The organism is Mycobacterium sp. TH-M15 (assembly GCF_057473705.1).
This window is the reverse complement of sequence record NZ_JBYCLB010000030.1, coordinates 1-11,084: the sequence shown is the minus strand read 5'-3', so window position 1 is coordinate 11,084 and position 11,084 is coordinate 1. Positions and strand designations below refer to the sequence as shown.

Here is an 11,084-nt window from a genome sequence, read left to right as displayed (position 1 = left end):
GAGCTGATGTTCATCATCAACAAGTTCAGCACGCTCTTGACCCGAACCATCCCGCCGTAGAAGAACGCCAGGCCCGGCGTCATCAGCAGCACCAGCGCCGCGCTGACCAACATCCACGCCGTGTCACCGGTGTTCGAGACGCCGTGCATCGGGGAGTGATCCACTGGCCGCCACCTCCGGTAGTCCTCGCCATCGCCACGACATGTGGCGAACATGGTCCGGTACCACCGTCCCAAGCGGACATTGCGGAGACGCTGCTGAGGTGTTTCGGCGATGTTATGGGGTCTCGCCAGTTCACGCTCAGCCCAGCAGCGCGTCGACGAACGCGGCCGGCTCGAACGGCGCCAGGTCGTCGGGCCCCTCGCCGAGCCCGACCAGCTTCACCGGCACCCCCAGCTCCTGCTGCACCCGGAAGACGATGCCGCCCTTAGCGGTTCCGTCCAGCTTGGTCAGCACCACCCCGGTGATGTCGACGACGTCGGCGAAGACCCGGCCCTGGGCCAGGCCGTTCTGCCCGATGGTGGCATCCAGCACCAGCAGCACCTCATCGACGGACGCGCGGCGGCTCACTATGCGCTTGACCTTGCCCAGCTCGTCCATCAGCCCGGTCTTGGTGTGCAGCCGCCCGGCGGTGTCGACGACGACGACGTCGACACCGGTCTTGATCCCCGCGTCGACGGCGTCGAAGGCCACCGAGGCCGGGTCGGCCCCTTCGGCGCCGCGCACCACCTCCGCGCCCACCCGGACCGCCCAGGTCTGCAGCTGGTCGGCGGCGGCGGCCCGGAACGTGTCGGCGGCGCCGAGCAGCACCCGCCGGCCGTCGGCCACCAGCACCCGGGCCAGCTTGCCCACCGTGGTGGTCTTGCCGGTGCCGTTCACCCCGACCACCAGCAGCACCGACGGGTGCTCGTCGTGCGGCAGCGCCCGGATGGAGCGGTCCAGCTCCGGCCGCAGCTCACCGATGAGCACGTCGCGCAGCACCGCGCGGGCTTCGGTCTCGGTCTGCACCGGGGAGCTTGCCAGCCGGCCGCGCAGCCCGCTGACGATCGACTCGGTGGCCGCGGTGCCCAGGTCGGCGACGAGCAGGGTGTCCTCGATGTCCTGCCAGGATTCCTCGTCCAGGTCGCCGCCGCCGAGCAGCCCGAGCATGCCGCGGCCGAACGTGCTCTGCGACTGGGCCAGCCGCCCACGGAGCCGCTCCAGCCGGCCGTCGGTGGGCGCGATGGTGTCGGCAGCCTCGACGCCCACCGGTGGCTGCGCCGCCGGCGGCTCGGGCAGCGAGACGTTGGTGATCGACCGCCGCGGCGCATCGCGCGGCACCGCGGCGTCGTCGCCGACCCCCGGCAGCCCGGTGGTGTCGATCCGGTCGGCCGGCTGCACCGGCGCACCGCCCTGGCTGAAACTGATCCCCGACGACGCCGTGTAGCCACCCGAGCGGTCCAGCCGCCCGGGTTGGCGGGCCGCCAGGCTGATCCGGCGGCGGCGATACCGCAGCAGGCCGACCACCAGCGCCGCGACCGCGACCAGCGCGACCACGGCGGCGACCGCGATCCCCAGCTGTTCAGACACTGGCGACCAACTCCTCGCCGCGCATCCGCTGGGAGATCACCGCGGTGATGCCGTCGTCGCGCATGGTCACGCCGTAGAGTGCGTCGGCGACCTCCATCGTCGGCTTCTGGTGGGTGATGACGATCAGCTGCGAGCGTTCCCGCAGTATCTCGAAGAGCGAAAGCAGCCGGCGCAGGTTGGTGTCGTCGAGTGCCGCCTCGACCTCGTCCATGATGTAGAACGGCGACGGGCGGGCCCGGAAGATCGCCACCAGCATGGCGATCGCGGTCAGCGACTTCTCGCCGCCGGAGAGCAGCGACAGCCGCTTGACCTTCTTGCCGGGCGGGCGGGCCTCCACCTCCACCCCGGTGGTGAGCATGTCGTTCGGTTCGGTGAGCAGCAGGCGGCCCTCGCCGCCGGGGAAGAGCGCGGCGAACACCTGGGTGAACTCCCGCTCGACGTCGGTGTAGGCGTCGGTGAACACCTGCAGAATCCGCGCGTCGACATCCTCGACCACGTCGAGCAGGTCCTTGCGGGCCGCCTTGACGTCCTCGAGCTGGGTGGACAGGAAGTTGTACCGCTCCTCCAGCGCCGCGAACTCCTCCAGCGCCAGCGGGTTGACCCGGCCCAGCTCGGCCAGCTCCCGCTCGGCGCGCTTGGCCCGGCGCTGCTGGGTGGGCCGGTCGAACGGCATCGGCGCGGGCGCGGTCACCTGCTCGCCGCGGTCGCGGGCCTGGGCGTACTCGACCAGCTCCAGCTCGCTGGGCGGCAGCGGCACGTCCGGGCCGTACTCGCCGACCAGGTCCGCCGGGCTCATCCCGAACTGTTCGAGCACCATCTGCTCGAGCTGCTCGATGCGCAGCGCCACCTGCGCCTTGGCCACCTCGTCGCGGTGCAGCGACTCGGTCAGCGTGCCGGCCCGGGTGTTCAGCGTGGCCACCTCGTCGCGGATCGCGGCCATCGCCGCCGACCGCTGCTGCCGCTCGGCGCCCACCGCGTCCCGGCGCTGCGACGCGGCCGCCACCACCTGCTGCAGCCGCCGGGCCAGCAACCGGCCGGCGTCGGCCACCTCGGACGCGACCGCCGCGGCATGTTCGCGCGCCGCCCGGGCCTGCTGGGCGCGGATCCGCGCCTCGCGCTCGGCGGCGGCGGCCCGGCGCAGTGAATCGGCCCGTCCACGAACGGCATTGGCACGTTCCTCGGCGGTGCGCACCGCCAGTCGGGCCTCCACCTCGACACCGCGGGCGGCCTCGGCGGCCGCGGCGATCTGCTCCCGATCCACCTGCGGGCCGTCGGTGGCCGGCTGGGTCTCCTCGGCGTTGCGCAGCCGGGTCTCCAGCTCGCCGAGCTCGGTGACGGTCTGTGTCCGGCCGGCCTCCAACTCCTCCCGCTGACGCAGCTGGCGGTGCCACTCCCCTTCGGCGACGCGCGCGTCCTGGCCGAGCCGGGCCAGCTGTTCGTAGATCGCCGCGATGGTGGCGTCGGACTCGTTGAGCGCGGCCAGCGCCTCCTCGGCGGCGCCCTGCCGGGCGGCCTGCTCGCTGAGCGCACCGGAGAGCGCCGCACCGAGCTGCGACACCTGCGACTCCGCGGTGGCCAGCTCGGTCCGGGCGTTCTCGATCTCGACGGTGATCTCCAGCGTCGACGGCTTGCGGTCCGAGCCGCCGCTGACCCACCCGGCGCCGACCAGGTCACCGTCGACGGTGGCCGCCCGCAGCCGGGGGCGCGCGGCGACCAGATCCAGCGCCGCGCCCAGGTCTTCGACCACCGCGACACCGGAGAGCATCGCGGCCAGCGCCCCGCGCAGCCGCGCCGGCGCGTCGACCAGGTCGAGCGCCCACACCGCCCCGGCAGGCAGCACGGTGGACGCCTCGGGGCCGGGGTCGGTCGTCGGCCAGTCCCCCAGCACCAGGGCGACCCGTCCACCGTCGCCCTTCTTCAGCGCCGACACCGCCGCACGCGCCGCACCGAAGTCCGCCGCAGCGAGCGCGTCGGCGGCCGCCCCCAGCACCGACGCCAGCGCGGTCTGGTACCCCGAGCGCACCTTGACCAGCTTGGCCACCGAGCCGAAAAGTCCTGCGTCACTGTGATGGGTGGTCAGCCACGCCGCGCCATCCTTGCGTTCCAGCCCCATCGACAGCGCCTCGATCCGGGCCCGCAGCGACGCCACCTGGCGCTCGGCCTCGCGTTCGGCGGTCTGCAGCTCGGCCACCCGCTCGTCGGCCAGTCGCAGCGCCGCCACACTGTGCTCGTGCTGCTCGTCCAGGCTGACCTCGCCCTGGTCCAGCTCGCCGATCCGGGCCTGCGCGGTCTCGAACTCGGCCTGCGTCTGTTGGGTGCGGGCCGCCGCCTCTTCGATGCGGGTCGACAGTCGGCCCACCTGCTCGTCGATCGACTCCACCCGGGCCCGCGCGGTCTCCACCTGACCGGCCAGTCGGGCCAGGCCCTCGCGCCGGTCGGCTTCGGCGCGCACCGCCGCCAGGTGCGCCTGTTCGGCCTCGGCGGCGCGGCGCTCGTGTTCGGCCAGCTCCGCGCGGGTGACCTCCAGCCGGGACCGGGCCGTCGACAGCTCCGCCAGCAGCCGCACCTCGGTGGCGGCCACCTCCTCGGCCTCGGCGTCCAGCGCGTCCGGGTCGACGCTGCCGACGGCGACCGGCTCGTCGTCGAGGTGCTGGGCGCGTTCGGTGGCGATCCGGACGGTGGCGCCGACCCGCTCGGCCAGCGCGGAGAGCCCGAACCAGGTCTGCTGGGCGGCCTCGGCCCGCTCGGTCAGCCCGGCCACCGCGGTCTCGTGCGCCGCCAGCTCCGCACCGACGACGGTCAGCCGCGCGGTGATCTGGTCGTGCTCGGCGCGCAGGGTGGCCTCGGCGTCGGTGGTGCCGGCGAACTCGGCCTGGCGGGTGACCAGGTCGTCGGCGGCCAGCCGCAGCCGGGCGTCGCGCAGGTCCGCCTGGATGGTCGCGGCCCGCCGGGCGACTTCGGCCTGGCGGCCCAGCGGCTTGAGCTGGCGGCGCAGCTCGGTGGTCAGGTCGGTGAGACGAGCCAGGTTGGCCGACATCGCCTCCAGCTTGCGGATAGCCTTCTCTTTGCGCTTGCGGTGCTTGAGCACCCCGGCGGCTTCCTCGATGAACGCCCGCCGGTCCTCCGGGCGCGACTCCAGGATCTCGCTGAGCCGGCCCTGGCCGACGATGACGTGCATCTCCCGGCCGATCCCGGAGTCGCTGAGCAGTTCTTGGACGTCCATCAATCGGCAACCGCTGCCGTTGATTTCGTACTCGCTGGCGCCGTCGCGGAACATCCGCCGAGTGATCGACACCTCGGCGTACTCGATCGGCAGTGCGTTGTCGGAGTTGTCGATGGTGACGGTGACCTCGGCACGGCCCAACGGCGCTCGCGACGACGTGCCGGCGAAGATGACGTCCTCCATCTTGCCGCCGCGCAGACTCTTGGCGCCCTGCTCGCCCATCACCCAGGCCAGCGCGTCGACCACGTTGGACTTGCCGGAGCCGTTCGGCCCGACGACGCAGGTGATTCCGGGTTCGAAGCGCAGCGTCGTCGCCGACGCGAAGGACTTGAAGCCCTTCAGCGTCAGACTCTTGAGGTGCACGACGTCTGAGACTACCCTCGGGGACGACGCGCGAGGCCCAGCCGCCCGGGCTAGCGTTCCCGGAATCCGTCGATCGGGTCGCCGCCGTCCGACCAGTCGGCGATGACGGTGTCCACCCGGCCCGGCGTGCCCCCACCCCGCAGCAGGTCAAGCAGCTGCTGGCAGGCCGCACGCGGGCCCTGGGCGACCACCTGCACCCGGCCGTCCGGGCGGTTGGCGGCGTATCCGGTCAGCCCCAGCTGCAGCGCCCGGGCGCGGGTCCACCAGCGGAAGCCGACACCCTGGACCCGGCCGCGGACCCAGGCGGTGAGCCGAACGTCAGGACCGGCCACCGTCGACCACCGCGAACCGCACCTCGGTGCCGGACGTCAGCGTGCGGCCCACCGTGCACGCCTGGTCGACGGCGCGCTGCACCACGGTCAGCAGCCGCGTCTTCGCTGCCTCGTCGAGCGCCGCGAGGTCGAGCTCGAGGGTCTCTTCCAGCAGCGGATAGCGCTCCTGGTCCCGATCGGCCGGGCCGGACACCGCGATGGTGGCCGGGTAGTCGTCGCCGAGGCGGCGGGCCAGCACCGCGTCGCCGGCCATCCCGCTGCAGGCGGCCAGCGCGATCTTGAGCAGCTCGCCGGGGGTGAAGACGCCGGCGACGTCCTCGCTTCCGATCAGCACTTGCGCGCCCCGCGAACTGTGCCCGGTGTAGCGCCGGGCCGCGGTGCGCTCGACCCAGAGTTGCGTCATGGGTCCATTTCTACATTGCGCCGCGCCCGCTGGAGCACTGCCTGGGATACTGCTACGCCATGGCCACCGTCGTCGCATTCCACGCCCACCCCGACGACGAGGTGGTGCTCACCGGCGGCACCCTGGCCCGGGCGGCGGCCGCCGGACACCGGGTGGTGGTGGTCGTGGCGACCGACGGTCGGGTGGACAACGCCGAAGACGATCGCCGGCTGGCCGAGTTACGGTCCAGCGCAGATATTCTCGGCGTGCAGCGGGTGGAGTGCCTGGGCTACGCCGACAGCGGCTACGGGACCGAGTTCTTCCCCGACCCGCCGGGGCGGACCCGGTTCGGACGCGCCGACGTCGACGAGGCCGCCCAGCGGCTGGCGGCCATCCTTCGCGACGAGAACGCCGATCTGCTGCTGAGCTACCAGGCCAACGGCGGCTACGGCCATCGCGACCATGTGCAGGTGCACCACGTCGGCAAGCGGGCCGCCGAGCTGGCCGCGGCACCGCGGATGCTGGAGGTCACCATGCCGCGCGAGCTGCTGCGCCTTGTCGGCGACGTCGCCCGGCTGCTGCGGCTGCCGGCGCCGTACGACGCCGACGTGGGCCGCACCGGATACGCCCCGCAGGCGACCATCACCCACCGGATCGGCGTCTTCCGGTTCGCGCGGCAGAAGCGGGATGCGCTCGCGGCGCACCGCTCGCAGATCGGCAACACCGGTCTGTCGGCGCGGATGTTCGGCGTGCTGCTGCGACTTCCGCCGCAGCTGTTCGGGGTGTTGTTCGCCCGGGAATGGTTCGTCGACCCGACGGCGCCGCCGGGACCCGTGCGCCGCGACATCTTCGACTGAGCCAGCCGGACGTCTTCGCACGTACAGTGCCATCATGCAGGTGGCCATCCCGTTGTTCCCGCAGTACACCGCGCTCGACGCGGTCGGGCCGTACGAGGTGTTGCAGCGGGTTCCCGGCATCGACGTCACCTTCGTCGGTCACCGCCGCGGCGAGGTGCGCAGCGACAACGGCATGCTCGGCATGACCTGCGACGCCACCCTGGACGAGCTGACCCGGCCCGACGTCGTCGTCTTCCCCGGCGGGCACGGCACCCGGCACCTGATCCACGACGAGGCGATGCTGGCCTGGCTGCGAAACGCTCACCGGCACACCCGGTTCACCACGTCGGTGTGCACCGGGGCGCTGTTGCTGGCCGCCGCCGGCCTGCTGGACGGACTGACCGCGACCACCCACTGGGGCGCCGCCGACCTGCTCAACGAACTCGGCGCCCACTACCTGCCACAGCGGGTGGTCGAGCATCTGCCGCAGCGGATCGTGACCGCCGCGGGGGTGTCCAGCGGCGTCGACATGGCGCTGCGGCTGGTCGAGCTGCTGGTGGACGCCGAGGCGGCGCGGGCCGCCCAGCTGATGATCGAGTACGACCCGCAGCCGCCGTTCGACTCCGGGTCGTGGGCCAAGGCCGACGAGGCCGTCCGGGCCCGGGCGGTGCAGTACTTCAGCCGGCGGAACTGAAGTCAGCCGAGCGCGAAGACCGGAATCACCGGTGCCGCAGCACGCAACTCGTCGTCACCCGCCTGCGGCGTCAGCCCGGCGACGTGGCCCTTGACCTGCCAGTACCACCGCCGCAGATAGCGGCGCAGCAGGTCGGGCTTGTCGTCGTCGGCCACCTCGGCGATCCGGACCTCCCTGGTGCGCCATCGCGGTCCGACCTCGACCCTCCCGGCCGCCCGGGCGTTACGCACCCACTGGGTGTTGCCCCGCGGGGCGACCAGATAGTCCACCCCGTCGACCGTCAGCACGTTGACCACCACGCCACGGCGTTTGCCGGTCTTGCGGCCACGGATGGTGAGCGCCCGGGTGCCGGCGATGCTGATCCCCAGCTGGGCGAGCCAGCGAACGGGTGCATTGCCGACCCGGGCGAGGACGTTCGGCCGGTCGTATCGCATGGTCATGATTCTCCGCTCCTACCCGATGGTCAACAGCTGCAACGTGATTCCGTCGTACTGGGTGAAATCCGAGTCGATGCTGACCATTTCGAACCCGCCGGTCAGCGCGAACGCGGCCAGGTAGGCATCCATCCAGACTTTGGGGGCGGCGGCGTCGCGTGCGGCGAAGGCTGCCCACTGCGCCTCCAAACCGTCGGGTTCGCGGTCGGCCAGCACGATGCGGTAGTCGTCGAGGAACGCCGCGTAGGCGGCCCACGCCTGGTCATTGGTGAGCGGCGCCCGCCGGTACGCACCCAGGACGGTCCGATTGGTCAGCAGCCGCAGAAACGACTGCTGCGTGGCGTGGCAGAAGTGGACGACGCCGGGCTCCTCGACCGTGTCCAACCAGGCGCGTGCGACGCCATGGTGCTGGTGACCGGAGAGCGCCAGGGCCAGCCAGACATTGGTGTCACAGAGCAGCATCGTCGCGTCCCGATGACCACTCGGCTTCCTGGTCGAGCAGGGCGGCGGCGACACGCTCCGGTGTCAGCTCCGGACCCGCTGCGTCGTCGCACTGCACCAGGGGGAGCCGAACTCGTCGCCGCGGCGCGCCGGCCAGCTCGGGCTCGGACATCCCGCGCCGGAGCAGCTCGGTCACCACGTCTTTGATCTTGCGGTCCTGCTGCGCCGCGCGGACCTTGATGGCCCGCATCAGATCGTCAGGCAGATCCAGCGTCGTCTTCATATAGCCAGAATACTGGTTTCCTGGTTTTACGGCTCAATGTGGCCATCCCTGCCGGCGTCAGCGTGCGCTGCCCTGTTCAACTAGCATCCGGTCATGACCGGGCGTGTCCGGATTACCTGGATGGCCGCCTGCCCCGGTGCCATGCTCTCGATCAGCCTGGCACCGAGCGCGGCACCCGAGCCTCCGGCGCATGAACGCTGCGATGCCGGCGCCGTCTCCAGCGAGGCTCCGGCGGTGTATCAGCAGCGGTACAAGACGACCCTCGCGGACCGGCTGCAGAGCGACATCAACATCTACCGGCTCAGCTACCACGTCGGCGACACCGCAGTGCAGTGGGAGACCCGCACCCTCGCCGGCGATGTGACCGCAGCCTTGAACACGTTGCCGACCTCGGCTTTCGGCTGCTACGACCCGGCCGTGCTGCCACCGGTGCGCGAGGCGGGCGTCACCTTGATCTCGCGCCTCGAGAAGGTCATCGCATGGTATTCGGGCAGCTATCCCAGCGACCCCGCCGATCCGACTGATCCCGCCGACGCGGTGTCCAAGCTGTTCCATGCCACCGAACCGGCCCTCGACGATTTCACCGCCGCGCTCAACCGCTACGCGGAACAGTTCGGTGGCCAGCGAACCGACAGCACGACCCCCTGGCGGGATCTGCTGACCGGCCCGGTCCCCCGGGGTTGACCATCAAGGATCGCGCCGGACCCGCGGGCGCGGCTGGCACTTCGGGCAGTAGAACGACGAGCGGTTCATGAACTTCTCCCGGCGGATCGGCGTCCCGCACCGCCGGCACGGCCGGTCTTCGCGACCGTAGGCGTCCAGCGAGCGGTCGAAGTAGCCGGACTCGCCGTTGACGTTGACGTAGAGCGCGTCGAACGAGGTGCCGCCGGCCGAGAGCGCGTCGCCCATCACCTCGGCGGCGGCTTCCAGCACCGCGTGCAGCCGCGGCCGGCTCAGCGCCGACACGATCCGGACACCGTGCACCTTGGCCCGCCACAGCGCCTCGTCCGCGTAGATGTTGCCGATCCCGGAGACCACGGTCTGATCCAGCAGCACCCGCTTGAGCTCGGAGTGCTTGCGCCGCATCACGTTCACCACCGCCTCGGCGTCGAACCGCGGGTCCAGCGGGTCGCGGGCCAGGTGCGCCACCGGCGTCGGCAGCAGACTGCCGTCCACGGTCATCAGCTCGGTGAGCAGCCAGCCGCCGAACGTGCGCTGGTCGACGAAGCTCAGCGTGGTGCCGTCGTCCAGCACCGCCGCGATCCGCAGGTGGTTGGTATTGGGGACCGGGCCCAGCAGCATCTGCCCGCTCATGCCCAGGTGCACGACGAGCGCGTGGTCGTCGTCGAGCAGCAGCCACAGATACTTGCCGCGTCGGTCGGTGCCGGTGATCGTGCGGCCGATCAGCCGCCGGGTCAGGTCGGCGGGTCCGGCTTCGTGCCGGCGCACCGCGCGCGGGTGGTGCACCCGCACCGCGGTGATGGTGCGCCCGGCCAGGTGTGCCTGCAGCCCGCGGCGCACCACCTCGACCTCGGGCAGTTCGGGCATCTAGGTCACGCGTCGTTCAGCAGATGCCAGGCCGCCGACGCCGCCTTCTGCTCGGCTTCCTTCTTCGAGCGGCCCACCCCGGTGCCGTACTCGGCCTCCATCACCAGCACCGACGCGGTGAATTGCCGGTCGTGGTCCGGGCCGGTGGAGGTGACCGAGTAGGACGGGGCGCCCAAGCCCTGGGCGGCGGTCAGCTCCTGCAGGCTGGTCTTCCAGTCCAGGCCGGCCCCGAGCTGCACCGCGGCGTCCAACAGCGGGCCGAACAACCGCAGGATCACCTGACGTGCGGTCTCTATCCCGTGCTGCAGGTAGACCGCGCCGAGCAGCGACTCCATCCCGTCGGCCAGGATGCTGGACTTGTCCGCGCCGCCGGTGTTGGCCTCGCCGCGGCCCAGCAGCAGGTGCGCGCCGAGCCCGTCGTCGGTCAGCCCCCGGGCCACGTCGGCCAGCGCGGCCGTGTTGACCACGCCGGAGCGCAGCTTGGCCAGGTCGCCTTCGGCCTTCTCCGGGTGCCGGCGGAACAGCGCGTCGGTGATGGTCAGGCCGAGTACCGCATCACCGAGGAACTCCAGCCGCTCGTTGGTCGGCAGCCCGCCGTTCTCGTAGGCGTAGCTGCGATGGGTCACCGCCAGGGTGAGCAGATCGTCGGGCAGGTCGACGCCGAGTGCGTCGAGCACGGCCTGCCGGGGCCGGCTCACCGCTCCGCGCCCTCGCACTCGGCCGGGCCTGCCATCTCGGCCAGCTTGGCCCAGCGCGGGTCGATCTGGTCGTGGTGATGATCGGGTCCGGCGTCGGCCAGCGGCACCCCGCAGCCGGGACACAGCCCGGGGCAATCCGGCCGGCACAGCGGCGAGAGGGGCAGCGCCAGGCCGACCGCGTCGATGACGGCCTGCTCGATGTCGACGGCGCCGTCGATGACCCGGCCCAGCTCGTCCGCCTCGGTGGTGGCATCGGTGACGCTGGCCGGGTAGGCGAACAG

General features: G+C 72.0%; 13 protein-coding genes and 1 pseudogene. 3 read left to right on the top strand and 11 right to left on the bottom strand.

Annotation, left to right across the window (positions count from 1 at the left end; all coding sequences use genetic code 11):
* The 5 genes and pseudogenes from AC2VNT_RS00805 to AC2VNT_RS00785 form a co-directional block, all read right to left on the bottom strand.
* A pseudogene (locus tag AC2VNT_RS00805) lies at positions 1-149 on the bottom strand (ammonium transporter); the annotation flags it as partial.
* A 151-nt stretch (positions 150-300) separates the two neighbouring features.
* A complete protein-coding gene (ftsY, locus tag AC2VNT_RS00800; protein WP_486945051.1) occupies positions 301-1,569 on the bottom strand; it encodes a signal recognition particle-docking protein FtsY in 1,269 nt (422 codons plus the stop codon).
* Complete coding sequence (smc, locus tag AC2VNT_RS00795) at positions 1,562-5,155, bottom strand: chromosome segregation protein SMC (RefSeq protein ID WP_486945050.1); 3,594 nt, start codon at positions 5,153-5,155, stop codon at positions 1,562-1,564. Before smc ends, ftsY begins: the two co-directional genes overlap by 8 nt.
* 50 nt (positions 5,156-5,205) lie before the next feature.
* Positions 5,206-5,487 carry an acylphosphatase gene (locus tag AC2VNT_RS00790; protein WP_486945049.1) on the bottom strand — a complete coding sequence of 94 codons (282 nt, stop codon included), beginning with the start codon at positions 5,485-5,487 and terminating at the stop codon, positions 5,206-5,208.
* Positions 5,474-5,890, bottom strand: a complete 417-nt coding sequence (locus AC2VNT_RS00785) for an OsmC family protein (protein WP_486945048.1) — start codon at positions 5,888-5,890, stop codon at positions 5,474-5,476. The genes AC2VNT_RS00790 and AC2VNT_RS00785 overlap by 14 nt, the downstream gene beginning before the upstream one ends.
* Before the next feature lie 59 nt (positions 5,891-5,949).
* Between AC2VNT_RS00785 and AC2VNT_RS00780 the strand changes: the two genes are divergently transcribed.
* Both AC2VNT_RS00780 and AC2VNT_RS00775 read left to right on the top strand, forming a co-directional pair.
* Positions 5,950-6,726: a PIG-L deacetylase family protein gene (locus AC2VNT_RS00780; RefSeq protein ID WP_486945047.1), complete on the top strand. Its 777-nt coding sequence runs from the start codon at positions 5,950-5,952 to the stop codon at positions 6,724-6,726.
* A gap of 34 nt (positions 6,727-6,760) precedes the next feature.
* Positions 6,761-7,399, top strand: a complete 639-nt coding sequence (locus AC2VNT_RS00775; RefSeq protein WP_486945046.1) for a DJ-1/PfpI family protein — start codon at positions 6,761-6,763, stop codon at positions 7,397-7,399.
* A 2-nt stretch (positions 7,400-7,401) separates the two neighbouring features.
* Here AC2VNT_RS00775 and AC2VNT_RS00770 read toward each other — a convergent pair whose 3' ends face one another.
* From AC2VNT_RS00770 to AC2VNT_RS00760, 3 genes are read right to left on the bottom strand one after another with little or no spacing between them, the layout of a single operon-like run.
* Entirely contained in the window at positions 7,402-7,839 is a 438-nt protein-coding gene (locus AC2VNT_RS00770) for a nitroreductase/quinone reductase family protein (protein WP_486945045.1), read from the bottom strand.
* A gap of 12 nt (positions 7,840-7,851) precedes the next feature.
* Entirely contained in the window at positions 7,852-8,295 is a 444-nt protein-coding gene (locus tag AC2VNT_RS00765; protein WP_486945044.1) for a TA system VapC family ribonuclease toxin, read from the bottom strand.
* The gene (locus tag AC2VNT_RS00760) at positions 8,282-8,557 is read right to left on the bottom strand and encodes an antitoxin (protein WP_486945043.1); all 276 of its coding nucleotides are present in this window, start codon (positions 8,555-8,557) and stop codon (positions 8,282-8,284) included. The genes AC2VNT_RS00765 and AC2VNT_RS00760 overlap by 14 nt, the downstream gene beginning before the upstream one ends.
* A 120-nt stretch (positions 8,558-8,677) precedes the next feature.
* On the opposite strand from AC2VNT_RS00760, the gene AC2VNT_RS00755 reads away from it, so the two are divergent.
* Positions 8,678-9,241: a hypothetical protein gene (locus AC2VNT_RS00755; protein WP_486945042.1), complete on the top strand. Its 564-nt coding sequence runs from the start codon at positions 8,678-8,680 to the stop codon at positions 9,239-9,241.
* A gap of 3 nt (positions 9,242-9,244) precedes the next feature.
* Here the strand turns inward: AC2VNT_RS00755 and mutM are convergent, their stop codons facing one another.
* From mutM to AC2VNT_RS00740, 3 genes are all read right to left on the bottom strand, one after another.
* Positions 9,245-10,105, bottom strand: a complete 861-nt coding sequence (gene mutM, locus AC2VNT_RS00750) for a bifunctional DNA-formamidopyrimidine glycosylase/DNA-(apurinic or apyrimidinic site) lyase (protein WP_486945041.1) — start codon at positions 10,103-10,105, stop codon at positions 9,245-9,247.
* Between the two features lie 5 nt (positions 10,106-10,110).
* On the bottom strand, positions 10,111-10,803 hold the full coding sequence (gene rnc / locus AC2VNT_RS00745) for a ribonuclease III (RefSeq protein WP_486945040.1): 693 nt from the start codon (positions 10,801-10,803) through the stop codon (positions 10,111-10,113).
* On the bottom strand, positions 10,800-11,084 hold a 285-nt coding region (locus tag AC2VNT_RS00740), incomplete at its 5' end, for a YceD family protein (RefSeq protein ID WP_486945039.1). The genes rnc and AC2VNT_RS00740, both read right to left, overlap by 4 nt.

What these genes read in the sequence shown, in the direction of transcription:
- AC2VNT_RS00760 (WP_486945043.1), bottom strand. Translation starts at nt 8,557, where the DNA reads ATGAAGACGACGCTGGATCTGCCTGACGATCTGATGCGGGCCATCAAG.
- AC2VNT_RS00775 (WP_486945046.1), top strand. Translation starts at nt 6,761, where the DNA reads ATGCAGGTGGCCATCCCGTTGTTCCCGCAGTACACCGCGCTCGACGCG.
- AC2VNT_RS00780 (WP_486945047.1), top strand. Translation starts at nt 5,950, where the DNA reads ATGGCCACCGTCGTCGCATTCCACGCCCACCCCGACGACGAGGTGGTG.
- AC2VNT_RS00755 (WP_486945042.1), top strand. Translation starts at nt 8,678, where the DNA reads ATGGCCGCCTGCCCCGGTGCCATGCTCTCGATCAGCCTGGCACCGAGC.
- AC2VNT_RS00770 (WP_486945045.1), bottom strand. Translation starts at nt 7,839, where the DNA reads ATGACCATGCGATACGACCGGCCGAACGTCCTCGCCCGGGTCGGCAAT.
- AC2VNT_RS00785 (WP_486945048.1), bottom strand. Translation starts at nt 5,890, where the DNA reads ATGACGCAACTCTGGGTCGAGCGCACCGCGGCCCGGCGCTACACCGGG.
- AC2VNT_RS00765 (WP_486945044.1), bottom strand. Translation starts at nt 8,295, where the DNA reads ATGCTGCTCTGTGACACCAATGTCTGGCTGGCCCTGGCGCTCTCCGGT.
- mutM (WP_486945041.1), bottom strand. Translation starts at nt 10,105, where the DNA reads ATGCCCGAACTGCCCGAGGTCGAGGTGGTGCGCCGCGGGCTGCAGGCA.